The organism is Pandoraea cepalis, from assembly GCF_902459625.1.
Classification (GTDB): Bacteria; Pseudomonadota; Gammaproteobacteria; order Burkholderiales; family Burkholderiaceae; genus Pandoraea; species Pandoraea cepalis.
Window position 1 is genome coordinate 587,685 of sequence record NZ_CABPRY010000003.1, and the last position, 23,295, is coordinate 610,979.

The following is a 23,295-nucleotide window of genomic DNA, read 5'->3' on the forward strand; positions in this document are numbered from 1 at the left end:
TATCGAAAACGCGGGCGCCGTTGCCCAGCAATACACTTGTTGGAAAGGGCATAGCAATCGCGTCACGTGCTTCGGCATGCAAACAGCTCATTGCCCCCAAGTGGCGAACATGGTGAGAACTGCGCAAGCCATGGTGCCGGTGGCTAGCCAGCCCAGCGCTTTTAGCCGCAGACTGATCGCAAATTTACCCATCACGTCGCGCCTGCCCGCCATCAGCATCAAGATTGTCATGATCGGGACAGCAATTACGCCATTGATCACGGCGCTCCAGAAGAGCGCCTTGATGGGATCAATGGCGGTGAAATTCAACGCCAGACCTAGCACGGTGGCGAGCGTCAATATCATGTAGAACCCACGTGCCTGTAGGACTTCGCGCCCCAGACCAATGCGCCATTCGAAAGCCTCGGCGACTGCATAGGCCGACGAACCCGCCAGCACCGGCACCGCCAACAGCCCGCATCCGATAATGCCGGCAGAGAACAGCAGGAACGAGACTTCGCCGGCAAGCGGCCGTAGGGCTGCGGCTGCCTGCGCCGACGTCTGGATGTCTCTCACTCCGTGCTGATATAGCGTGACAGCGGAAGTCAGTATGATGAAGAAGGCGATCACGTTCGAGAACGCCATTCCGATATAGGTGTCGATTCTGATGCGGCGCAAGTTTCGCCGCGCCTGCGATGGGGCCTCGGTCAGCGGCTCCTGCCCCTTTGTTGCGCGCTGGACCTCCACCTCCTGAGACGCTTGCCAGAAGAACATGTAGGGACTGATGGTTGTGCCGAACACCGCGACAACCGCCACGATGTAGCCGCCGTTGAACGACAGATCGGGAAGTACGGTCCGATACAGCACGTCCCCCCAAGAAATCTTGACACTGAAGACCGTGGCCACATACGCGAGCAGCGCAAGCGTAAGCACCTTAAGAATGGGGGCATAACGCGGAAACGGGATGAAAACCTGCAACGTCAGCGACCCCATGCCGAAGGCGACCGCGTACCAGACAGCCGGACCACCGATCAGGAGCTTCAATGCCGCCCCCATCGCACCCACATCCGCCGCGATATTGATCGTGTTGGCCACAAGCAAAAGTCCAACCAGGACATACAGTATCCAGCCGGGGTAGTGCTTTCGAATATTCGCCGCGATGCCGTCCCCGGTGACGCGACCGATTTGCGCGCTCACAACCTGAATTCCGATCATGAGCGGATACGTCGCCAAAGCCGTCCACAGCAAGCCGTAGCCGAATGCGGCGCCCACCTGGGAATAGGTGGCGACGCCGCTCGGGTCATCGTCTGCCGCGCCGGCAATCAGGCCTGGTCCCAGCTTCTCCCAGAGCGATTGATTCTTATGGAGTGCAGTGCGGTCGAGCGACACGATATCCACCCCGTAAGAGGAGACTGACCGAATATCTCGGTCACTTCAGGCGAATTTGTCTGTCTGGTCGGTACGCTCGTCGACAGAGGAACCGACTGCCAGTGTTCCGCGGCGGTATTCTCAAGATTTCGAAAAGGACTCGACAAGGGAAGACGGCGAATGCTATTTGCCGATCACATTCCCAACGACGCCACCGACAACAGCGCCCCCGACGGTGCCCACCGCACTCCCGCCGGTCAGTACTGCGCCGGCCACCCCACCCACGCCTGCTCCTACCGCAGTATCTGTGCCGCGCCGCGACATCCCCGCGCAGCCGCTCAAACTGGCCACGATGACAAGAACGGAAATTCCCCAAGACAACGTACATTTGGCATTGTTCATTAAACTAGCCTCCCGGCACTATCGCCTAGATGACGAGTACGGCCGATCTCAATCGTTGCCCCCTCAGGGAGTTCTGACTGGAAATTTGTGAACTGTCGTAGTGTCGACGACGGCCTGAGGCGCGTCATCAGCACAGTGCGGTCGAGATGTGTGAAACAGATATGCCATCCCGCTGCCTGCGTGCGCTTCTGCGAAGGTTTGTGTGCCATGGCTATCGGCGCGCGGACGCGCGGCGGTTTCATGGCTTGCACACTCAAACGGCATCGTTGAGAGTTCCACAATGCGTCATTTGGCCGGGGCAATCGGTTCGGTAGCCGACGCTGGAGGACGGGAATATCGCGTTGTGGTGTCAGCGCATTCTGACGTTCGTTGTGACATGCCCGAGTCGCTGTTAGCGCCGACGTGCAAATGACCCGCCGGGGAGGGGATGGCGGCGTTTGCCGCCGATGCTGACGCCGCAGCAAGCCATGGATGGGTTTGAGGTGGACAGAGACAATGCGCGGGAAACTCCGCATGGCGGTTTATCCGGGAAATGTGCTCGACTAACATTGGCATGGCTCGTGCTGCCCGGAAGACCCCATCATGGATCGGCATCTGATTCAAGTACACTCGGTGCCCAGGCGGTTGTGTTCAAACTGGCCCGAATTAGCCGAGCGGATCACGTTAACCTAAACTGTGTCCGCTGACTCTACCGGACGGTCGCGTACCTGTTATTCCTATACCGATAGATTATTTAACATAATGTACATTATGCGACTTAATCGCGGCATGCCGATACCGCGCGCTCGCCAGTGTTTTCGGTAAACTGGCGGAATTTACGGGACGGACCACCGCCCGCTGCTTACTTAGCCTGCTCATGTCAAATACCCACGAAGTCCGTCCCGGCCAGTCTATCGAGCTGCTCAAGGAACTCCACATCCTCACGCGCGACGGCAAGATGAACCAGGACAGCCGGCGCAAGCTCAAGCAGGTCTATCACCTGTTCCAGTTCATCGAGCCGCTGCTCCAGGAAGTCAAGACCGAGCGCGGGCGCGTCACGCTCGTCGATCACGGTGCCGGCAAGTCGTACCTGGGTTTCATCCTTTACGACCTGTTCTTCAAGGCGCTCGCGGACGACTCACATATCTACGGCATCGAAACCCGCGAGGAACTGGTCAAAACCTCGCAAGCGCTCGCCGAGCGGTTGGGCTTTACCGGGATGTCGTTCCTGAACCTGTCCGTAGCAGAGTCGATCACCTCGCCGGCACTGCCGCCGACGGTCGACGTCGTCACCGCGCTGCACGCGTGTAATACCGCCACCGACGATGCGATCCGTTTCGCGCTGGCCAAGCAAGCGCGTCATATCGTGCTCGTGCCCTGTTGCCAGGCCGAGATCGCGGGCGTGCTGCGCAAAAACAAAGGCAAACAACTAGCGGGCAATCCACTCACGGAAATCTGGCGCCACCCGCTGCATACGCGTGAATTCGGCAGCCAGATCACCAACGTGCTGCGCTGCCTGCAACTGGAGGCCCACGGCTATCACGTCAGCGTGACCGAACTGGTGGGCTGGGAACACTCGATGAAAAACGAGCTGATCATCGCGCAATACAAGAACCTTCCGCGCCGCCGCCCCGCCGAACGCCTGGACGAGGTGCTCGCATCGCTCGGGCTGGAAGAAATGCGCGAACGTTTCTTTACCTCGCCAGCACCAGTGTCAGCGGAGTAAGCCCCACGATCTGAGGTGCGCGAAGCGCAAACAACAACGCGCCACGCGCCCTCCTCTCAACGCGCCGGCCGAACGAACCCGGAGTGCCGGTTGACTTCGTAGCGCTGTACGACGACATCTTTCTCCGCCGTCACCACATCGGCGGTGATGGTGTCGGCATCTCGCTCGACCACCTTGCCGAGTTTGAGGCGCGCGTTGCCCATGCGCTTGAGCCACCCGTCCATGTTGTTTCGGACCTGATCAACGCTCAACTTGAGATCTTCACGCTGGGCACCCGGCCCGCCCCCGCCCGCGGCGCCAGGCCCCCAGCACGGCCCGCAGCCGCCAGGGCCCTCCATCATGCCGCCCCGCCCCATCATGCCCGGCCCGTAGCCATAACCGCCGCCCATCATGCCCGGCCCATATCCCCGCCCGCACCCCCAGTCGTCATCCTTCGGTTGGGCAAGCGCCGGGATTGCAGTGATTATCAAAACCGCTGACGACGCGATCGATAACGCGCGCTTCATGGTTCTCTTTTCCATCTCATCAATCTCCTGAACCTAAATCCTGACAGCACCAACGCGCGTTCAAACCGCGCGAATGCCGGGCCAATCGTGCATGTTCAGGGTAGGCGACGCCCCAAGGCGTGCATTGAGGCAGGTCAAACCTTCGATCGCGTCGGCCGTGCGGCGCCAACGACGTCGGTGCGCATCAAGCGCTGCCGCCAACCGGCAGCGCGGCACGCCCGCGTGTCGATAGGCGCACGGCAAACGCCGCGCCAAATGCGATGACGTCGAGCGCGATGACATCGCAAGCGGCTCCTTGACATCGATCAACACGCAAACGACCGCCACCGGCCATTCTGGAAACGAGACCGATATGGGGAGAATTGTGATGTCGAGAAGCGCCCGCGTTTCGCTGTTTGTGCCACTTTTCGCGTGGCTATGCATGATTGGCGTCGCGCTGGCAGCATCGACACCACAACCCGAATCGGAAAGCGGCGTCTCGTACATCACGGGCGGTATTGGCGAGGACGAAGTCCAGGTGTTTCGCGCCGCTGCGCCGCAGTACAACCTGCGGATGACGTTCACATCGACGTCGGGAAGCTATCTCTCCGACGTCGATGTCACTATCACCGCAGGGGCCGGGCGACACGTCCTGGCGGTGCGAACGGAGGGACCGTTCCTCTTTGTCCGGTTGCCCGCAGGCGACTATCGGGTCTCGGTGCACACCCCCGCCAGATCGGAATCCAGGAATGTCCGTGTGCCCAAACGCGGCGCCGTTGACCTCCATTTCTCCTGGGACGATCCGGACGCGCCAGCCGTGCTGCATCTCTGCAAGCGTTGCCCAAGGCCAAACCGCCGGTGAGCGGCACTTCCACGCCGCGAGACGTCCCGGCGCCGACACGCATGCGGGCAACGCCGGCCATATCCGCTTCCAGTGGATCCGGTGACATCGCCAGCGCACCCGAGACCGACCCGATCCGGCCGCCCGACGCCGAACACGGCCTTTCGAGCGCCGAGGTGCTGGCCCAGCGCGCTCGGTTCGGCTGGAACGTCGTGGACTACGCGACGCGCCGCACCTGGTGGATCACGTTATGGGAAGTGCTGCGCGAGCCGATGTTCCTGCTCTTGCTTGCGGCAAGCGCCGTCTATCTCATTCTCGGCGATCGCGCCGAAGCGCTGACGCTGCTTGCCTTCGTCACGGCGATCGTCCTTCTCACCGTCTATCAGAGCCATCGCACCGCCCGGGTGCTCGACTCGCTTCGCGAACTGTCGGCACCGCGCGCCAAGGTGCTTCGCGACGGCAGCCGTCAACTGGTCTCGGCCTCGGAACTGGTCCCCGGCGACATCGTTTTCGTCGATGAAGGCAACCGCGTGCCCGCAGACGGCCTTGCCGTTGAAGTCCACGAACTCAGTGTGGACGAATCATTGCTGACGGGGGAATCCGTTGCCGTCAGCAAGGCCGTCCCCCCCCTCGACGCCCGCTCCCGCGAACTCGGCGAACAGGCCGAGCCCGTCGACAGCCAGCTATTTTTCGGGTCCATGGTGGTGCAAGGTCAGGCCCGCATGGTCGTGACCGCCACCGGACCGAATACGACGCTCGGTCGCATCGGCAAGTCACTGAGCGGCATCTCGGAAGCGCTCTCCCCGCTGCAAATCGAAACGAGAACCTTCGTCAACCGCTTTGCCGCCGTCGCCATCGCCATGGTCTTTCTGCTCACGCTCACTTACCGTTGGCGCGTTGGCGAATGGCTTCCCGGCATACTCGCCGGGATCACGCTGGCGATGGGCCTCCTGCCCGAAGAGATCCCGGTCATCCTCACGGTGTTCTTCGCCTTGGGCGCGCGCCGCATCGCCAAAGAGGGGGTGCTCACGCGCAGGATGAGCGCGATCGAGACACTCGGTCAAACGTCGGTGCTGTGCGTCGACAAGACGGGCACGCTGACCCAGAATCGCATGTCGGTGAGCGCGCTCGTCGCCCATGGCAGACGATTTGACGTGGATCCCTCGACCCCACGGATCGACGACGCCTTTCACGAGTTGATCGAGTATCTCGTGCTCGCCAGCGAAATCGAACCCATCGACCCGATGGAGCGGGCGTTCCACGAGACCGGACGCGTGGGCCTTGCAGGCACCGGACGTTTGCACACGGATTGGTCGTTGGTGCACGAGTACGCGCTGACGCCCGAGGTGCCCGCAATGTCCCACGCGTGGCGCACCCGAGAACCCACCCATCATTCGGTGGCCTGCAAGGGGGCACCGGAAGCCGTCTGTGCGCTCTGCCATCTGGACGAGACGGCAACCCAGGCGGTCCTGGATCAGGCGGCGGCCATGGCGTCGGGCGGATTGCGGGTGCTCGGGGTGGCGAAGGCCTCGCATTCGCACCCCGAGTGGCCGAAGGATCAGCACGACTTCGCGTTCGAGTTCCTGGGGCTGGTCGGTCTGTCCGACCCGGTCCGGCCGGAAGTCGCACAGGCGATCGCGCAATGTCATGCCGCAGGCATTCGCGTGGTGATGGTGACCGGCGACTATCCGTCGACGGCGCAAGCGATCGCGACCGAGGTCGGCATCGACTGCCGACGGATCGTGACCGGGCAGGCCCTGGCGGCCATGAACGACGCGCAGGTGCACGACGCGGTCAAGGACGTCGAGACCTTCGCCCGCATCCGCCCCGAGCAAAAGCTGCGCCTGGTGAATGCGCTGCGAGACAACGGCGAAGTCGTGGCGATGACGGGCGACGGGGTGAACGACGCACCGGCCCTGAAGGCGGCCCACATTGGCATTGCGATGGGATTGCGCGGCGCGGAAGTGGCTCGCGAAGTCTCCGCGCTGGTCCTGCTGCGCGACAACTTCGCCCCGATCGTGTCGGCCATCCGACTCGGGCGACGCATCTACGCCAATCTCGTTCTCGCAATCAGCTATACCATCGCGGTGCATGTTCCCATGGTCGCGGCAGCCGTGGTGCCCATTCTGGTCGGCTTGCCGCCCATGCTCGCGCCGGTCCACATCGTCTTCCTGCAACTCGTGATCGATCCAGTCTGCTCGATCGTATTCGAGAACGAACCGGAAGCTGCTCACCTGATGACGACCCCTCCCCGGCACGCCGGGGCACGACTCCTATCGTCCCGCGCCTTCCTGCAAGTCGCCTGCGTGGGTGCGCTGGCTGGCGTGCTGGTCCTCGGCGTCTATGCGGGACTGCTGCGCCATGTCAGCGCCGACGCCGACCCTCTCCCCTTGGCCCGCACATTGGCATTCGAACTGTTGGTCGTGGTCAATGTCGCGCTGATCTTCGTGGTCCAGCGGGTGCTGCGCACGAAACGTCCCGATCGCGGACAGCCCCGAAACCCCTATCTCTGGCGGGTGCTGGGCCTGACCGGGGGCGCGCTGATACTGCTGATGTCCGTACCGCCCCTGGCACGACTGTTTGGACTTGTCGCACTGCTCACTCCCTGAACGAGAGCCAAAGGCGAACCGAGAATACGCCGATGCCACGCATCCGGACGCGTGCCTGATCCGTATGACTCAACACGCTCATCGTCGGTCAGCACGCCATGCCGAATCCTCGCCTTCTCATGCCGGACACAACGCGCCATTTCGCGCCGAAGGTGCTATATTGCGCGGAACGTCAATGCTATGGCCCACACGAAGGCCACGTCCGCATGAACGACATGCCCAGCAGTGCCAATCGAGCACGTCCATCCCCCTCGCAGCGCCAGAACGACCCCAGTGCCGACATGGCACGGCGCGACGCATTGAACCGAGCACTATCGGCCGTGGGGCAGGAAGATCGCGAAGCTTTTGCCGCCGTCTATCAGATGACATCGGCACGTTTGTTCGGCGTGATCCTGCGAATGGTGCGCGACAAGGCGGAAGCCGAGGACCTGCTTCAGGAGGTGTTCGTCAGCGTCTGGCGACGCGCCGGCGGCTTCGATCCCGAGCGCGGCAACGCCATGACATGGCTGATCACGTTGGCCCGCAACCGAACCATCGACCGACTGCGCGAGCACCGTGAGGCCGCCCTCGACGACGCCGACGCCCTCGCCATCCCATCGGATGACCCGTCACCCGCCACGCTTGCCGAGGCGTCCCAGGAACGGCAACGCCTGGAGCAATGCCTTCAACGCCTCGAGCCGCAACAACGTGGCGTGGTGCGCGAGGCGTTCTTTACCGGCGCATCGTACAGCGAACTCGCGGCTCGCCTTAGCGTGCCGCTTGGCACGATGAAAAGCTGGATTCGCCGCAGCCTAATGCAACTGAAAGTGTGCCTCGAGCAATGAATACGCCCGCCAACCAAGACGACGAGCTGCGCTGCGCCGAATATGCCCTCGGCGTGCTGAGTGCCGCCGAACGGCGCGAACTCGAGCAGGCCGCCGACGCGAATCCGCTGATCCAGGCAACCCTGTACCAGTGGCAATCGCGCATCGCGCGACTGGCCGAAGACGTCGAGCCCATCGCCCCCCCGCCGCGCGTGTGGCAACGCATCCAGCGCGATCTTGGCGCCGTGCCGGATGCCCTGCGCACCACCCGCCCGCGACCGGCCGCCACCTGGTGGGACAACTTGCGCCTCTGGCGATGGGTGGGGCTCGGCGCAAGCCTCGCGGCGCTGGCGCTGCTTGCCGTGAACGTCGTCACGCTGATGCCCTCGCGCAGTCCGTCCGCCCTGACGGCCGATGCCTATATGGTGTCGACCATCGCACGCCAGGATGGCGTCGCTCACTGGACCGCAACGGTCGACAGGCGTCGCTCGAGCATGGTCGTGGTGCCGGTTCTCAAGCCCGTCATTGCCGCCGGCCGCGCCACCGAGCTGTGGTTGATCCCGCACAACGCCAAACCCATCCCGCTAGGCGTATTTGCGTCGGATCAACCCGCGTCGATGACCTTGTCGCCGCAAATCCTCGCGCAGATGGACAGCAACGCGGTACTCGCGGTGTCCGTCGAACCGCCGGGCGGCTCCCCCACTGGCCAACCGACCGGCCCCGTCGTCGCAACCGGCACCATCCGACCCGCCTGAGCGCCCTTCCGCGCCACCGCCATCATGTCGTTTGAAGGGGTTGTCCGTACGTTGGACAACCCCTTCCTCGCTTTCCGGCACGCCCTCTGCCCGCTTTGATTCCACAATGTCTCCGGCGCGTGCATCCGACAATGCGTGACGTTCGTATACAGCAGCATCGAGCCCCGAATCCCTATCTGGAGCCTGCATGCTGTTTGCTGTCGTCGTTTCGTTCGCTGGAATGTGTGCTGCGTTGACGCTCGCCTGGTGTTACCAATGGCGTTCGCACAACGCCGGCATGGTCGACCCGGTCTGGGCGGCCGCGCTCGGGTGCGTGGCGATCGTGGCGGCAGGGCTCGGCACCGGCCACGCGATCAACCGCGCCTTCGTCGGGGTGGCCGGCGCCGTATGGGGCCTGCGCCTCGCAATGCATCTCTGGCGTCGCAACTTCGGGCATCCGGAAGATGCGCGTTACCGGCAATTTCGCGAACAGTGGGGCGAGCATGCCGGACGCAACATGTTCTGGTTCTTCCAGTTGCAGGGCGTGATCGCCATGCTGCTCGCGGCGGCGTTCTTCGTGCCGGCATTCAATGCCCACGCGCCGGCGCCGTGGGCGCTGGCCGTCGCCGCACTCATCTGGCTGGCCGCCGTCGCGGGCGAGGCGTCGGCCGACCGTCAACTGCGACGCTTCACCGCCGTCACTAGCCATCGTGGCCAAGTCTGCCAGGTCGGCTGGTGGCGATACTCGCGGCATCCCAATTACTTCTTCGAGTGCCTGCACTGGTGTGCCTACCCGGTTCTCGCGTTCGGCGCGCCCTGGGCGTGGACGACGCTGCTCGCGCCGCTGCTCATGGCGTGGCTACTGCTCAAAGTGTCGGGCATTCCGCTGCTTGAAGCGCATCTGGTGCGCTCTCGCCCCGCCTACAAGACGTACATGCAAACCACCAGCGTGCTCATTCCCTGGCCACCCAGGAAGTCCGCGGAAACGCCGCTGCCATGAATCCGTGCATTGAAGTCAGGAGCCCATCGCCATGACCGCCTCCCTTACGCAACCGCCCGCCGCGCGAGCCGAAGCGCCCGACGAAACCGGATTGATCCGGCTCTGCGAGCGGGGCCTTGTGCCCGATATGGTGTTGCGCGCGGCCATGCGCATGCTGATGCGCCAGCGCCTGCGCGAGGCGCATGCGCACGATCCCGAGAAAAGCGTCGAATCGCTTGCCGCGTTCGTCAGCGAACTGCGCGCGAGTCCGATTGCCGTGGATACGCAGGCCGCCAACACGCAGCACTACGAGGTGCCAAGCGACTTCTTTGCCGAGCACCTGGGTCCCGCCGTCAAGTATTCGTGCTGCTATTACCCGAATGGCGACGAGACGCTGGCCCAGGCCGAGCAGGCGATGCTGGCCCTTTACGCGCAGCGCGCCGACATCGCCGACGGTCAACGGATTCTGGATCTTGGCTGCGGCTGGGGGTCGCTCTCGCTCTGGCTTGCCGCGCAATATCCCGGTGCGCAGGTCGTCGGGCTGTCGAATTCTCACGGTCAACGCCGGTTCATCGAGTCGGCGGCGGCGCGCCGCGGGCTTCGGAATCTGCAGATCGTGACCGGCAATGTGGCGGAATTTGAGTTCGATGACGGCGTTCGCGGAGGATTCGACCGCATCCTGTCCATCGAAATGTTCGAGCACATGAAGAACTACGGCGCATTGCTCGGCAAGATCGCCCGCTGGCTGAACAACGACGGCACGCTGTTCGTTCATCTCTTCGCGCATCGTCATGTTGCCTACCCCTTCCAGAACAAGGATGGCAGCGACTGGATGTCGCGACACTTCTTCACCGGCGGCACCATGCCCAGCGCGGATCTGTTGCTGCACTTCCAGGACGACCTGCGCATCGTGAACCGCTGGTGGGTCGATGGTCGACATTACGAGCGCACAGCCAACGACTGGCTGGCGGCCCTGGACGCGTCGCGTGCGACAACCCTGCCGATGCTCGAGGCCGGCTACGGCCCGCAGGCCGGCGTTCAGTTCCAGCGCTGGCGCATGTTCTACATGGCAGTCGCGGAACTGTTCGGCTACGGCCATGGCCGCGAGTGGGGCGTGGGCCACTATCTGTTCGAAAAGCGGCACCAACGGGGATGAGCCGCCGCCCCGCCGCCGCCATGACGTGGCGCGCCCTGCGTATCCGGCCGCGGCGTGCGCATTCGTGGGTGACTCACCGCTTTTTCAAACGCGCGTGCATCCGCGCGCGCTTGCGTTTCGTATAAGCAAAAAACTTCGACGAGACAAGCCAATGAATGCATCGACCGCCACCCTGCCGCCCGGACAACGTGTCGCCGTGGTGGGCGCGGGCATCGCCGGACTGGCCAGCGCCTATTTCCTCGCGCGCAAGCATCGCGTGACAGTGTTCGAGGCGGGCGACTATGCCGGAGGACATACGAACACGGTCGATGTCACGCTCGACGGGCATTGTGCCCCTGTCGACACGGGCTTCCTGGTCTTCAACGATCGCACCTATCCCAACCTGATCGCGTTGTTCGATGAACTAGGCGTGAGCGCCATCGCGAGCGATATGTCGTTCTCGGTGTCGGTCGACGGCGGTGCGCTCGAATGGGCGGGGACGAACCTGAACACCGTATTTGCCCAACGTCGCAACCTCTATTCCCCGCGCTTTCTGGGGATGCTCCGCGACGTGCTGCGCTTCAACGCGACGGCGGAGCAACACCTGCAAAGCGCCGTGCGCGAGCGCCAGTCCGTCGGCGACCTGCTGGTGGCGAACGGTTATGGACAACCGTTCCAGCACCACTATCTCTTGCCCATGGCCGCCGCGATCTGGTCAAGCCGGGCGGCCGACATTCTGCACTTTCCGGCTGCGACCTTCCTGCGCTTCTGCCTGAATCACGCGCTGCTGCAGATTCGGCATCGTCCGCAATGGAAAACCGTCGCCGGCGGCGGACGCGCCTACGTGCGCCGCATGTTGGCAACGCTTGACGATGTCCGGTTGCGAACGCCCGTACGGCGGGTGACGCGCGAGCGCGATGGCGTGACAATCGCCTTCGGCAACGGCGAATCGCAGCGTTTCGACGCGGTCGTGCTCGCCGGGCACGCCCCGGACAGCCTGCAGTTGCTGGGCGACGCCAACGCGTCCGAGCATCAGATACTCGGCGCGGTGCGTTATCAACCGAACGCCGCCGTCCTGCACACGGATCCGAAGCTGCTGCCGCGCCGCCGTCGCGTCTGGTCCGCGTGGAATTACGTCAGTCAGGCGAACGCGGCCGCCGACGCGCACCGTCCCGTGTGCGTGAGCTATCTGATCAACCAGCTCCAGGCCCTGCCCTTCACGTCCCCCGTGATCGTCACGCTCAACCCGAGCCACGAGCCAGCGCCGGACAAGGTGTTGGGACGCTATGCCTATGAACACCCCCTGCTCGATCTGGCGGCCGTGGACGCGCAATCGCGCTTGCCCGATATTCAAGGCCGCCAACGGACATGGTTCGCAGGCGCATGGACCGGCTATGGCTTTCACGAGGACGGCCTGAAATCCGCGCTGCGGGTGGCCGACGACTTCGGCGTGATGCCGACGTGGGCGCAACCATGAGCACGAAGGAGGCCACGGGCGACCCCTCGACACCACCTGCCTGGCTGCTGCGCGGCCGCGTGACCCATGAACGGCTGCATCCGGTCCGGCATGCGTTCACTTATTCGATGTTTCAGATCGCCTGCGACGTCGGGCGTCTCGACGCCCTGCGCAGCCGATGGTTCGCGCTGGACCGGCGACGCCCACTCGCCTTGAAATCGGGCGACTACGGTCCCCGCGACGGCAGTGCGCTCCTGCCCTGGATGCGCGCACGTCTGGCGGAGGCGGGAATTCCCGCCGACGGCGCCGTCTGGCTGCAAACGATTCCACGCATGGCCGGCTATGCATTCAATCCGGTGAGCTTCTGGTACTGCCACGATCGTCAGGGGAATTTGCGCGCCTTGTATGCGGATGTGCGCAACACCTTCGGTCAACACCACGGGTATCTGCTCAGTGCGGACGATCATGCGCCCATTCGTGGCGATATGCGGCTCGTCTGCCGCAAAGTCTTTCATGTCTCCCCGTTTTGCGACGTGCAGGGGCAATACGAGTTTCGCGTGCGCCGCAAGGGCGCGATATGGTCAGTCGCCATCGACTACCGCGTCGGCGATGCGCTGCTGCTGCGAACGGCGATCGCCATGCGGGCCGAACCGTTCACGGGGCGGCGCGTTCTGTCCGCCGTGCTTTCGCAGCCCCTCAATGCGCTGAACGTGGTCATCAGAATTCACTGGCAAGCGCTGAGGCTCTGGCTCAAGCGCGTGCCGTTCTTCGGCAAGACGCCGCCAACGCTACGTGCAACGGCGCCGGAGCGCGCCGCTTGCGCCGACCGGGAGATCCGTCCATGATTCCGCTCCGCCTGCTTTCCGTGCGTCCGATCGCACCGATTTCCGCGCGCCTGTTTATCGCATTGCTGCGCCGGATTCACGCCGGACACCTGACGCTGATCTGTCCCGACGGCACCCTGCATGTGTTCGGAGATCCCCACAGTTCGCCGGGCGCAACGCTTCACCTGCACGACTGGCGTGCCTGCCGCCGCATCATGCACGCCGGGGACATTGGCTTCGCAGACGCCTATCGGGCCGGCTGGGTCGACTCGCCCGATATGGTGGCGCTGCTCCGGCTCGCGATACGCAACCTCGCGTCGATCTCCAGCAGCGTCACGGGCTCGCGGATTGCACGGATCTGGTATCACCTTCGCCATCGCCTGCGCGGCAACACCCGCTCGGGCAGCCGTCGCAACATTCACGCGCATTACGATCTCGGCAATCGCTTCTACGAACTGTGGCTCGACGCCACATGGACCTATTCCAGCGCCTGGTTCGAGGGCGATCCCCGCCGTTCGCTTGCCGACGCCCAGCACGCCAAGTATCAGCGGATCATCGATACGCTGGCCCTGCGTCCGGGCGACCGGGTGCTGGAAGTGGGATGCGGATGGGGCGGATTTGCGCTGCACGCGGCCCGGCAAGGTATCGCAGTGCATGGCATCACACTCTCGCCAGCGCAACTGACGCTCGCCAAAGCCCGCATCGACGCCGAGGGACTGAGCCACCTGGTGGACGTCTCGCTCACGGATTACCGTGATGTGCAAGGCCAGTTCGCCGCCATCGTCTCGATCGAGATGTTCGAAGCCGTGGGCGAAGCGTTTTGGCCGGCGTACTTCACCATGCTCAAGTCGCGCCTGCTCCCCGGAGGCCGTGCGCTCATTCAATCGATCACCATCGACGACAGCGCCTTTGACGCCTATCGCTCGTCGAGCGACTTCATCCGCGAATTCATCTTTCCGGGCGGCATGCTGCCAAGCGCGGAGCGATTTGTCGGCGCCTCGGAGGCCTGCGGGATGACCGCCGTCGAGACACTGCGCTTCGGTCTCGATTACGCCAAAACGTTGCAGCACTGGCGTACCGCCTTCGAAGCGCAGATCGACGCGGTGCGTGCGCAAGGCTTCGACGACACGTTCATTCGGTCGTGGCGGCTGTATCTCCAATATTGCGAGGCGGCGTTCGCTGAACAACGCATCGATGTGCGGCACTTCGTTGTGGCGCACGGGCGTTGATGGGCCGTGCGCGTTCGGCGCGGTGGCCTGCGGACCCTGGCTTGACGCGATGCGACGCGCCCTACTCGATGGCCCGCCGACGGGCGCGGCGCGCGGCGTCGAGCTGGCGCTCTGCCTGACTCAAGAGTGCCGAGACATTGGCCGGCCCGCCGCTGGACACCGGCGGCGGCCCCGACGTCGCCGGATCTGCGATGGCGATGCCGACGCTCGCTGTCAGCGGCACGACTTCGCCGTTCGGTAACGTCAACGCGGTGGCTTCGATACGCCCGCGCATCAGCTCCGCGAATTGCTGCGCGCGAGATGGGGCGAGCACACGGGCCACGATCGCGAACGCGTCCGCGCCCAGCCGCGCCACCACATCCCCCGGCTGACACGTGTTGAGACACACCGCGCCGACACGGCGCAGCACATCGTCGCCGACCCCGTGTCCCCAGGTCGCGTTGATCTGCGTGAAGTTGTCGATATCCAGCTTGATCAACGCCACCCACCCCGGCGACGGCATCGCACACAGCGCCTGCGCCTGCCGCTCGAACGCTCGCCAGTTCATCAGTTGCGTGAGCGGGTCCGTGTCCCCGCTCATTTCCAGTTCCCCCAGCAACCGAGTGCGATCGCGCCGCAATTGCCCTAACTCAAGGCCGTTGAGCCTGAGTACGCGCAGCGCATCGAACACGGCCCGCACCTGCGGACGTTGCGTCGGCATGTCGTCGCCCGGCACCGCCTGGTCGAGATTGCCCTGCGCCAGCGTCTCGACGAAACGCGTTGCCGCCTCTAACGGTTGCACCACACTGAGGCGGAAGCGCCGCAACACAACGATCATCCCGAGCACCAGCATGAGGGCAGCGATCGCCGTGACAATCAGCCACTTGAGCGCGAGCGCGGCGCGGGCGTCGACCTTGCGCTGGGCCAGCGTCAGCATGTTGTCGCGGAAGTCGGTAATCGCACGCATCGTCGGCACGTATTCGCGCGCAAACTCGGCCGTCGTTGGCGCGACCGGTTGGGGCTGACTGGCCAGCGTGCGCACCGTCGCCACATAATGCAGCCCCGCGCCAAAGTACTGGGTGTTCAGGGTGTCAAGCGTCTCGGGGCTGAGTTCAGGAGGATCGATCATGCGCGCGGCGATCATGTCGTGCAATTGCTCGACGCGCCCGAGCGTGCGTTCAATCGCGCGCTGATCGACCTCGGCGAGCGGCTTCCCGGTGGTGAGTGCCGCGGTGAAGCGCGAGCCGAGTTGTCCGGCAAACTCGCGCAGATCCGCTGCCAGACGCGCGAGGACGACGTAGTGAAGCGCGTCGGGCGCGCCTCGCGAAATCACGTCGATGCGCGACGATGCCACAGAGGTGAACTCGGGGATGACACGGATCATGCGATCGACGGCATCGCGCACGGCCGCGTCGCCGCGCATGTCGCGTGGACGTTGCACCAACAGGTCGACGTTCGCGCTGGCCGCCGCAAGATCCAGGCGCGCGCGTTCGACTATCCGCAAGCTGCTGCCGCATGCGTCGCACCGATCGGCCGAGAGCGCAGACAGCAGTTCCTGAAGGCGCGCGTTGGTCGCCTCGCGCGCATTGCGCAGCGCAATGACCGATGCGTCGGGAAGCGGGAGATCAGCGCCCAGCACGGCATTGGCCGGCCCGCGCTCCGCCGACGCCTTCTCCATCGCGAGCAGCGTGGCACGCAAGGCCTCAAGCGCAAGGGACGCGTCGCTCGCGCGCTGGTACGTTCCCCAAGTCCAGGCGAGCAAACTACTGCAAAGCACGACGACAACGCAGACGACAGCGAGATTCAGCCACCGCAGGCGGCCGGTGAGCGAAACGGTAGAGAGAAACGTGCGCTTCATGGACGATGACACCGTCGGCCACACGGTTCAGGCTCCCACGCGGGCCGCGTCGGACACCGCCGTGACGGCGACAATCGACAGCGTGCCTCGGACACGTGACGCCCGGCACTTGGCGCCCACGCTTTGGCATTGCGACAACGCCGGCGGACGATCAACGAGCGGCCGAAATCGACGAGGCGACATTGTCGCACAACGATTCGGCGCCGCTCGCGCCCGCCCGGCACCGTCACAGGTCGATCGCCACCTCGGTGCCCTGCTGGATCGCGCGTTTGGCGTCGAGTTCGGCCGCCACATCGGCCCCACCAATGACATGCACGCGCGCACCCGCCGCCCGAAGGCCCTCGGCGAGCTCGCGCAAAGGCTCCTGTCCAGTGCACAGCACTACGTTATCGACGGGCAGAACGTGCGGCGTGTCGTCAATGGTGACGTGCAAGCCTTCGTCGTCGATCCGGCGATAGGTCACCCCGGGGATCATTTCCACGCCGCGATGCTTGAGCGCGGTGCGGTGAATCCAGCCCGTGGTTTTGCCCAGTCCGTCGCCCACCTTCGAAGTCTTGCGCTGCATCAGGTAGACCTTGCGAGGCGACGTCTGCGGCACGGGCGAGCGCAGGCCGCCGGCATGCGCGTAGGTCGGGTCGATGCCCCACTCCGCGTAGAACTTCGCCGGCACGAGCGTGGCACTCTCGCCGGCTTGCGTGAGGAACTCGGCCACGTCGAAGCCGATGCCACCTGCCCCGATCACGGCGACGGTCTTGCCGACCGACGCCCCGCCACGCAGCACATCGATATAACTGAGCACCTTGGGGTGATCCAGTCCCTCGATTGCAGGCCGACGTGGCACGACCCCGGTGGCCAGCACGATGTCGTCGTACCCGCCGTCGACCAGCGACGCCACCGTCGCACGCGTGCCCAGTTGCACCTTGACGCCCGTGGCATCGAGCTCGTGACGGAAGTAGCGCAGCGTCTCGAAAAACTCCTCCTTGCCGGGAATCCGCTTGGCCATGTTGAACTGCCCGCCGATCTCGGCATCGGCTTCGATGAGCGTGACGTCGTGTCCCCGCCGGGCCGCGACCGTGGCTGCCGCCAGACCTGCCGGGCCCGCACCGACGACGGCCACACGACGCGTGCGTCCGGCCGTCTCGATGCGCAGTTCCGTCTCATGGCACGCGCGCGGATTGACCAGGCACGAGGTGATCTTGCCGCTGAACGTGTGATCGAGACACGCCTGATTGCAGCCAATGCACGTGTTGATGGTCTCGGCGCGGCCGGCCGCCGCCTTGTTCACGAACTCGGGATCGGCCAGCAGCGGGCGCGCCATCGACACCATGTCCGCCTCCCCGTCGGCGAGAATGCGTTCGGCCACGTCCGGCATGTTGATGCGGTTGGTCGTGACGAGCGGAATGCCGACGTGCCCCTTGAGCTTGCCGGTGACCCATGCGAATGCGGCGCGCGGCACGCTCGTGGCGATCGTCGGGATACGGGCTTCGTGCCAGCCGATCCCCGTATTGATCAGCGTCGCCCCGGCCGCCTCGACCGCGCGGGCCAGTTGCGCCACTTCCTCGAAGGTGGACCCGCCTTCGACCAGGTCGAGCATCGAGAGGCGGTAGATGATGATGAACTCGCGCCCCACGCGCTCGCGCACGCGGCGCACGATCTCGACGGGGAAGCGGATCCGGTTCTCATAACTGCCGCCCCAGGTGTCGGTGCGATGGTTGGTGCGCGCCGCAATGAATTCGTTGATCAGGTACCCCTCGGACCCCATGATTTCGACCCCGTCGTATCCGGCCTGCTGCGCGAGCGCGGCGCAGTTGACGAAGTCGTCGATGGTCGCCTCGACCTCGTCGCTCGTCAGTTCGCGCGGCTTGGCGGGCGTGATGGGCGCCTGCAATGCGCTGGGCGCGACCAGATCGGGATGGTAGGCGTAGCGCCCGAAATGAAGGATCTGCAAGGCGATCTTGCCCCCGGCCGCATGCACGGCCTGCGTCACGACACGGTGCTTCTCGGCCTCCTCCTCGGTGCTGAGCTTGGCGCCGCCCGCATAGGGCCGACCGGCGTCGTTCGGCGCGATGCCACCCGTCACCATCAACGCCACGCCGCCACGCGCGCGTTCCGCGTAAAACTCGGCCATGCGGGCAAAGCCATTGCGCGCCTCTTCGAGCCCGACGTGCATCGAGCCCATCAGCACACGGTTGCGCAACGTCGTAAAGCCCAGATCCAGGGGCTGCATCAGGTGGGGATAGCCGCTCATCGTTGTCTCACTTGTCATTCGGCGCAGGCCGCAGGTTTTGGCAGGGACTACCCGGCAAGCACAGGACGCGTCGTTCGCGCGTCTTTGGTTTATGCAACCGGTTGCATAGTTCGAGGGCGATTTTAAGGGGCCGTCGCCCACTATGCAACTGGTTGCATAGTCTAAAGAGAGTCCCTACACTGCCGGACATGCCGCTTGCCCACGCCCTGATGACCTCGTTGATGGAGAAATCGTCCTCCGGATACGACCTTGCTCGCCGATTCGACAAGTCGATCGGCTTTTTCTGGCATGCCAGCCATCAACAAATCTACCGCGAACTGGCGCGTATGGAAGCGTCAGGCTGGATCGATTCGATGGCCGCGCCGGATGGCGGGCGCACGCGCAAGCGCGTCTACCGCGTGCTCGACGCCGGGCGCGACGAATTGCTCAACTGGGCGGCCACCCCCACGGCCCCCGCCGATCTGCGCGACGATCTGATGGTGCGACTGCGTGCCGATGCCGCCATCGGGCCGCTCGGCCTGCAGCCGGAATTGCAGCGACGCGCGGCACTCCACGCCCAAAAGCTCGCTGCCTACCGGGCCATCGAGGCACGCGACTTTCCCGCAGACGAGGCGCTAACGCGCGCCGCCACACTGCAACGGCACATTCTGTTACTTGGCGTGCGGTACGAGCAAGGCTGGCTGGACTGGACGCGCGAGGCACTTGCCCTGCTGGAAACATGGGATGGCGTGGCGCTGCCCGATACGCCTTGCGCGTGACAAGACGCGACTTGAGCCTGTGAGCCTGGGGATCGGATGCGTTTTGTCGGACTGCGGCATCCCGCCGCTTCGCGCCACGTTTCGCCCAGTGTCTCCCCCACGTCTTCCCCAAGTCTCCCCCAAGTCTCCCCCAAGTCTCCCCCAAGTCTCCCCACGTCGTCCGGCGTTATGCCGTTTTGCCGTGTTTCGTCCCGTCTCGTCCCATTTTTCTGTCAACGCGCCGGGCACGTGGCGCGTTTAACGAAGGAATCGACGCATGGCTTACCGGCCCTGCGTTACTGTCCTACGCCCCACCTCAGGCTCTCATGGCGTTCTCTTTCAAGTTTTCCCGGCTGACCGGCCGTGTCCACACCCTGGCGACGCTTTCGGCCGTGGTCGCCGCGATGCTCCCGCTCTCGCCCGCGCATGCCGGCACCGTCATCGTGCTCGATTCCGGCGCAGCCCAGCTTTCCCTCATCGATCAGGCGTCGCACAAAGTCGTCGGCACCATGCCGACGGGCAAGGAGCCGCATCACCTGATGATCACCCCGGACAAACGGTCGTTGATCGTCGCGAATTCGGTCTCGAACAGCCTGATGTTCCTCGATCCGAACACCGGCAAGCTGCAACGTCAGGTCGCGGACATCGAAGACCCCTATCAGCTCGGCTTCTCGCCCGACCGCAAATGGTTCGTCACGACGGCACTGCGCCTTGACCGTCTCGACATCTACCACTATGACGGCCAGAACTTCTCGATCGCCAAGCGCATTCCGCTGGCCAAGACACCCAGCCATATCACCTTCACATCGGACAGCAAGACCGTGTTCGTGACGGTGCAGGACACGGGCGAGCTGGCCGCCATCGACCTTGCGACGCAAACGGTGAAGTGGCGCATGCCGCTTGGCAAGACGCCTGCGGGGCTGTGGATGACGCCGGGCGACAAGTATCTGCTCGTCGGCATGACGGGGGAAGACGACGTGGCCGTGGTCGACTGGCGCACGCAGAAGATCGTCAAACGTATTCCGACGGGACGCGGCGCCCACAACTTCCGCTCGCTCGCCGATGGCCGTCACATTGCCGTGAGTAACCGTGTCGAGAGCACGATCAGCATTCTCGATTACGAGTCACTGACCAAGGTGGGCGATATTACCGGCCTGATGCCGGGGCCGGACGATATGGAATTGTCCGCCGACAAGCGTTATCTTTGGGTGACATTCCGGTTTGCGCGTCATGTGGGGGTGATCGACCTGACGACGCGCAAGCTCATCGACCGAATTGCCGTCAATCGGTCGCCGCATGGTATTTTCTTTGCTGATCGCGCGCCCGTACTTTCGCCGAATCCGGACTGACGAGACCTCAGATGATTCAGGAAGCCATCAACTTCGGAGACAGCGGCATCGCCGCTGTGCAGACGCTCGTCTACGTCGATGGGGTGCAGCCGCTGCTGTTCCACTTCAACTTGATGGGCTACGCCGACGACATCTATGACGCCTTGTACTGGGTGCTCGTCGGTGTCTTTCAGATCGGCGTGACGTACGCCCTGCTGCGTCCGCTCGAGGCGTTGCGTCCAGTCGAACAGTGGCAGGATCGCCGCCAGGTGCGCGCCGACGTGATCTACACGTGGATCGCCAAGCTCGGCATTCTCAATCTGCTTTTCTTCCTGGTGCTGCAACCCGTTTTCAGCGCATTGCAAAGCCAGATGGTGATCCACGGCCTGCCGAACGCCCAGTTGGACGGCCTGTACCCGGGCGTGACGGATCAACCGCTCGTGTCGTTCCTGCTGTACCTGATCGTGCTCGACTTTGCGGGTTACTGGTATCACCGCTGGCAGCATCGCTTCGGAGTCTGGTGGGAGTTGCACGCGGTGCACCACAGCCAGCAGCAGATGTCGATGTGGACAGACGACCGCAACCACTTCCTCGACAACATGCTGCAAGCCGCCTTCTTTGCGTCGATTGCGCTGTTCATCGGCGTGCAACCCGCGCAATACGTCGTGCTCGTGGCAGTGGGGAATTTCTTGCAGAGCGTGCAGCACGTGAATGCACGGCTACCATACGGCCCTGTCCTCGAACGTCTGATCGTAAGCCCGACGTTTCACCGTCGTCATCACGCCATCGGTTACGGGCACGAAGGCACGCGGTACGGCTGCAACTTCGGCGTGCTGGTCCCGTGGTGGGACGTGGTATTTCGTACGGCCTCCTGGGAGCGCGCCGTGGAGCCGACCGGCATTCGCGACCAACTCCCCGCCCCCGAAGGCCGTTCGCGCCGGTATGGAATGGGCGTGATCGCGCAACAACTGCGCGCCTTCGGACGTATCGCGGGACGCCTTACCTTGCGTCGCCCCGCCTTGCGCGCCGACGCTTCCTGACCGGACACGCCCGCCCCAACGCGGGCACGGTTCAGGGCACAGCGTTGATCTGGATGTGATAAATGCCCCACGGGCAAAGCGCGAACTGCTCCCTGAGGGGTTTGCCCGCCAGTATGGGGATCGCGGCCGGGTCGTAGACCGCCCACAGCGGCCCCAAGCCACCCAGCGCAAGCGGCTTGTCGTCCAGATGTGTGGCGAGCAGGAAGCGATACTCGCGCAATTGCGCCAGCGTGGTCGCGACAATGTACCCGTCGATAGCGCGCAACAAGACCTGCGTCGCCGGATTGGCGGGTACGCCCGCCTGCGCCAGGACGTCGGTCAGACGTGGGCCTCGCAGGGTGTGCGGCCGGGCATCGTATTCCAGCGTCGGACGAATGGTCTGCGCGGGCAGGCGCGTCAGCGTGCCGAAGTCGAACGCGTACGCGGCGTCGAATTTCACCAGTTGCTTGTGAAAGAGTTGATCCAGCGCCGGGTCGACAGCGCCACGGTTGTGATGCCGGATCGCGCCGCTGAGGGTGACGAGTGGCGTTGTGACCGGCGATCCCGGCGTTGCCGCTGTTTTGGCGAACACAGGCACCGACATACCGAGTGCGCCGGCACCGACCAGAAATTCTCTTTTCTTCATGGAAATTGACGAAAGTGATTTCGCACGGCGGCAGGTTAGCCGCAGCGTCGCGTGAGCGTATCACGCGCCAACCACGAAGTGCCGCCGCGTCCATTTCTTAATCGCCCGACCGCATAGCGGAAATACGGCCCGGGTCCGCCGCCCGGCCAGTTTTTCTTGGCCGTAGTCGCCGGTGGATCGGGCCTATTGATCGCACTCAATCACGGTGCGCGCGGCGATGTCCCGGTGCCTGGCACGAGAAACGTCGGCTCCTGGTCGGTCGGCATTTGCGCCAACTCCTCCGCGGTGAGTCGGGCATAGACTTCGATCAAATAGCCGCTGGGATCGCGCAGCCAGAGTTCGTGCAGCGGAGTGCCGCGCCAAGTCGTGCGCGGTGGCTTGACGATCGGCGCCCCAGCGTCCAGCGCCGCATGATAGGCCGTAATCACCTGCGACCTGTCCGCAACACCCAGCCCCAGGTGATAAAGGCTGTAGGTATCCAGCGGCTCCTGGCTGTCATTGACCAGCAGCACCAGATTCAGGCGTAGATGCGGCAGGATGAACGTGCTGTATCGCGCCGTGGTGTCCTTGGGCGCAACGGTGAAAAGTGCGGCGTAAAAGGCGGTGCTAGCGGCCAGATTGGCTACGCGCAGACTGAGATGGAACTCCTGCGCAAGCGGGAAATGCGTGGAATCGACCATCGGCTTATCTCCTTACTGAGTGATCCGCTCTGGCGGACCCAGGCCGGTGCCGCGCTCAAAGCACTTGAAAAGGGTATGCCGACCGTCAGAGGCGCACGTTGACGCGAGTCAATCGTGTTTGATGCAATGCGCAATGCCCTGGGCGATGCCCGCGACGGAAAACGCGGCCTGCAAACGGTGGAATGCCTGACACGTGTCACCTTCCCTCGAAAATTCTCACCCATCCTGACGGTCATATTTATGAATTAAAT

General features: G+C 64.1%; 20 protein-coding genes. 13 read left to right on the forward strand and 7 right to left on the reverse strand.

Translation table 11 applies throughout. The features are described from left to right. Positions 1–87: 87 nt before the first annotated feature. Both PCE31107_RS10650 and PCE31107_RS23850 read right to left on the reverse strand, forming a co-directional pair. Positions 88–1,368 (reverse strand): NRAMP family divalent metal transporter, encoded by a 1,281-nt coding sequence (locus tag PCE31107_RS10650; RefSeq protein WP_246181791.1) that lies wholly within the window; start codon positions 1,366–1,368, stop codon positions 88–90. Between the two features lie 162 nt (positions 1,369–1,530). Further along, a complete protein-coding gene (locus PCE31107_RS23850) occupies positions 1,531–1,749 on the reverse strand; it encodes a glycine zipper 2TM domain-containing protein (protein ID WP_130025964.1) in 219 nt (72 codons plus the stop codon). Positions 1,750–2,605: 856 nt separating this feature from the next. Here PCE31107_RS23850 and PCE31107_RS10660 point away from each other — a divergent pair. Next, positions 2,606–3,454, forward strand: a complete 849-nt coding sequence (locus PCE31107_RS10660) for a class I SAM-dependent methyltransferase (RefSeq protein ID WP_150608290.1) — start codon at positions 2,606–2,608, stop codon at positions 3,452–3,454. Between the two features lie 56 nt (positions 3,455–3,510). Here the strand turns inward: PCE31107_RS10660 and PCE31107_RS10665 are convergent, their stop codons facing one another. Then, entirely contained in the window at positions 3,511–3,975 is a 465-nt protein-coding gene (locus tag PCE31107_RS10665; RefSeq protein ID WP_150563902.1) for a hypothetical protein, read from the reverse strand. A gap of 280 nt (positions 3,976–4,255) precedes the next feature. Between PCE31107_RS10665 and PCE31107_RS10670 the strand changes: the two genes are divergently transcribed. The 9 genes from PCE31107_RS10670 to PCE31107_RS10710 all read left to right on the forward strand — a co-directional run bounded on the left by PCE31107_RS10670 (position 4,256) and on the right by PCE31107_RS10710 (position 14,549). Further along, positions 4,256–4,801, forward strand: coding sequence for a carboxypeptidase-like regulatory domain-containing protein (locus tag PCE31107_RS10670; RefSeq protein ID WP_343032343.1), 546 nt, complete (start codon positions 4,256–4,258; stop codon positions 4,799–4,801). Positions 4,802–4,842: 41 nt separating this feature from the next. Beyond that, on the forward strand, positions 4,843–7,389 hold the full coding sequence (locus PCE31107_RS10675) for a cation-translocating P-type ATPase (RefSeq protein ID WP_246181801.1): 2,547 nt from the start codon (positions 4,843–4,845) through the stop codon (positions 7,387–7,389). Positions 7,390–7,595: 206 nt separating this feature from the next. Continuing rightward, a complete protein-coding gene (locus tag PCE31107_RS10680; protein ID WP_130025910.1) occupies positions 7,596–8,213 on the forward strand; it encodes a sigma-70 family RNA polymerase sigma factor in 618 nt (205 codons plus the stop codon). Further along, on the forward strand, positions 8,210–8,947 hold the full coding sequence (locus PCE31107_RS10685) for an anti-sigma factor (protein WP_150608292.1): 738 nt from the start codon (positions 8,210–8,212) through the stop codon (positions 8,945–8,947). Before PCE31107_RS10680 ends, PCE31107_RS10685 begins: the two co-directional genes overlap by 4 nt. A gap of 187 nt (positions 8,948–9,134) precedes the next feature. After that, the gene (locus tag PCE31107_RS10690) at positions 9,135–9,926 is read left to right on the forward strand and encodes a DUF1295 domain-containing protein (RefSeq protein WP_150608294.1); all 792 of its coding nucleotides are present in this window, start codon (positions 9,135–9,137) and stop codon (positions 9,924–9,926) included. A gap of 31 nt (positions 9,927–9,957) precedes the next feature. Next, a complete protein-coding gene (locus PCE31107_RS10695; protein WP_130025907.1) occupies positions 9,958–11,061 on the forward strand; it encodes an SAM-dependent methyltransferase in 1,104 nt (367 codons plus the stop codon). A gap of 151 nt (positions 11,062–11,212) precedes the next feature. Continuing rightward, a complete protein-coding gene (locus PCE31107_RS10700) occupies positions 11,213–12,517 on the forward strand; it encodes an NAD(P)/FAD-dependent oxidoreductase (protein ID WP_150608296.1) in 1,305 nt (434 codons plus the stop codon). Continuing rightward, positions 12,514–13,341 (forward strand): DUF1365 domain-containing protein, encoded by an 828-nt coding sequence (locus tag PCE31107_RS10705; protein ID WP_150608297.1) that lies wholly within the window; start codon positions 12,514–12,516, stop codon positions 13,339–13,341. The genes PCE31107_RS10700 and PCE31107_RS10705 overlap by 4 nt, the downstream gene beginning before the upstream one ends. Next, a complete protein-coding gene (locus tag PCE31107_RS10710; RefSeq protein ID WP_150608299.1) occupies positions 13,338–14,549 on the forward strand; it encodes an SAM-dependent methyltransferase in 1,212 nt (403 codons plus the stop codon). The genes PCE31107_RS10705 and PCE31107_RS10710 overlap by 4 nt, the downstream gene beginning before the upstream one ends. 61 nt (positions 14,550–14,610) lie before the next feature. Here the strand turns inward: PCE31107_RS10710 and PCE31107_RS10715 are convergent, their stop codons facing one another. Beyond that, positions 14,611–16,386, reverse strand: a complete 1,776-nt coding sequence (locus PCE31107_RS10715; RefSeq protein WP_150608301.1) for a GGDEF domain-containing protein — start codon at positions 16,384–16,386, stop codon at positions 14,611–14,613. Positions 16,387–16,612: 226 nt separating this feature from the next. After that, entirely contained in the window at positions 16,613–18,634 is a 2,022-nt protein-coding gene (locus tag PCE31107_RS10720) for an NADPH-dependent 2,4-dienoyl-CoA reductase (protein WP_150608303.1), read from the reverse strand. Positions 18,635–18,822: 188 nt separating this feature from the next. Between PCE31107_RS10720 and PCE31107_RS10725 the strand changes: the two genes are divergently transcribed. The 3 genes from PCE31107_RS10725 to PCE31107_RS10735 all read left to right on the forward strand — a co-directional run bounded on the left by PCE31107_RS10725 (position 18,823) and on the right by PCE31107_RS10735 (position 21,739). Beyond that, positions 18,823–19,392 (forward strand): PadR family transcriptional regulator, encoded by a 570-nt coding sequence (locus PCE31107_RS10725; protein ID WP_150608305.1) that lies wholly within the window; start codon positions 18,823–18,825, stop codon positions 19,390–19,392. Between the two features lie 305 nt (positions 19,393–19,697). After that, positions 19,698–20,720 carry a YVTN family beta-propeller repeat protein gene (locus tag PCE31107_RS10730; RefSeq protein ID WP_150608307.1) on the forward strand — a complete coding sequence of 341 codons (1,023 nt, stop codon included), beginning with the start codon at positions 19,698–19,700 and terminating at the stop codon, positions 20,718–20,720. Positions 20,721–20,731: 11 nt separating this feature from the next. Further along, positions 20,732–21,739: a sterol desaturase family protein gene (locus tag PCE31107_RS10735; RefSeq protein WP_150608308.1), complete on the forward strand. Its 1,008-nt coding sequence runs from the start codon at positions 20,732–20,734 to the stop codon at positions 21,737–21,739. Between the two features lie 31 nt (positions 21,740–21,770). Here the strand turns inward: PCE31107_RS10735 and PCE31107_RS10740 are convergent, their stop codons facing one another. Both PCE31107_RS10740 and PCE31107_RS10745 read right to left on the reverse strand, forming a co-directional pair. Continuing rightward, entirely contained in the window at positions 21,771–22,364 is a 594-nt protein-coding gene (locus tag PCE31107_RS10740) for a putative pterin-binding protein (protein WP_130025901.1), read from the reverse strand. A gap of 200 nt (positions 22,365–22,564) precedes the next feature. Continuing rightward, positions 22,565–23,044, reverse strand: a complete 480-nt coding sequence (locus PCE31107_RS10745) for a VOC family protein (RefSeq protein WP_150608310.1) — start codon at positions 23,042–23,044, stop codon at positions 22,565–22,567. Positions 23,045–23,295: the final 251 nt, after the last annotated feature.

Excerpts from the sequence above, each read along its gene's own strand:
- PCE31107_RS10740 (WP_130025901.1), bottom strand. The coding sequence starts at position 22,364 with ATGAAGAAAAGAGAATTTCTGGTCGGTGCCGGCGCACTCGGTATGTCG.
- PCE31107_RS10695 (WP_130025907.1), top strand. The coding sequence starts at position 9,958 with ATGACCGCCTCCCTTACGCAACCGCCCGCCGCGCGAGCCGAAGCGCCC.
- PCE31107_RS10725 (WP_150608305.1), top strand. The coding sequence starts at position 18,823 with ATGCCGCTTGCCCACGCCCTGATGACCTCGTTGATGGAGAAATCGTCC.
- PCE31107_RS10685 (WP_150608292.1), top strand. The coding sequence starts at position 8,210 with ATGAATACGCCCGCCAACCAAGACGACGAGCTGCGCTGCGCCGAATAT.
- PCE31107_RS10665 (WP_150563902.1), bottom strand. The coding sequence starts at position 3,975 with ATGGAAAAGAGAACCATGAAGCGCGCGTTATCGATCGCGTCGTCAGCG.
- PCE31107_RS10680 (WP_130025910.1), top strand. The coding sequence starts at position 7,596 with ATGAACGACATGCCCAGCAGTGCCAATCGAGCACGTCCATCCCCCTCG.
- PCE31107_RS10715 (WP_150608301.1), bottom strand. The coding sequence starts at position 16,386 with ATGAAGCGCACGTTTCTCTCTACCGTTTCGCTCACCGGCCGCCTGCGG.
- PCE31107_RS10700 (WP_150608296.1), top strand. The coding sequence starts at position 11,213 with ATGAATGCATCGACCGCCACCCTGCCGCCCGGACAACGTGTCGCCGTG.
- PCE31107_RS10720 (WP_150608303.1), bottom strand. The coding sequence starts at position 18,634 with ATGAGCGGCTATCCCCACCTGATGCAGCCCCTGGATCTGGGCTTTACG.
- PCE31107_RS10730 (WP_150608307.1), top strand. The coding sequence starts at position 19,698 with ATGGCGTTCTCTTTCAAGTTTTCCCGGCTGACCGGCCGTGTCCACACC.
- PCE31107_RS10660 (WP_150608290.1), top strand. The coding sequence starts at position 2,606 with ATGTCAAATACCCACGAAGTCCGTCCCGGCCAGTCTATCGAGCTGCTC.
- PCE31107_RS10705 (WP_150608297.1), top strand. The coding sequence starts at position 12,514 with ATGAGCACGAAGGAGGCCACGGGCGACCCCTCGACACCACCTGCCTGG.
- PCE31107_RS10710 (WP_150608299.1), top strand. The coding sequence starts at position 13,338 with ATGATTCCGCTCCGCCTGCTTTCCGTGCGTCCGATCGCACCGATTTCC.
- PCE31107_RS10735 (WP_150608308.1), top strand. The coding sequence starts at position 20,732 with ATGATTCAGGAAGCCATCAACTTCGGAGACAGCGGCATCGCCGCTGTG.
- PCE31107_RS10745 (WP_150608310.1), bottom strand. The coding sequence starts at position 23,044 with ATGGTCGATTCCACGCATTTCCCGCTTGCGCAGGAGTTCCATCTCAGT.
- PCE31107_RS23850 (WP_130025964.1), bottom strand. The coding sequence starts at position 1,749 with ATGAACAATGCCAAATGTACGTTGTCTTGGGGAATTTCCGTTCTTGTC.
- PCE31107_RS10690 (WP_150608294.1), top strand. The coding sequence starts at position 9,135 with ATGCTGTTTGCTGTCGTCGTTTCGTTCGCTGGAATGTGTGCTGCGTTG.
- PCE31107_RS10675 (WP_246181801.1), top strand. The coding sequence starts at position 4,843 with ATGCGGGCAACGCCGGCCATATCCGCTTCCAGTGGATCCGGTGACATC.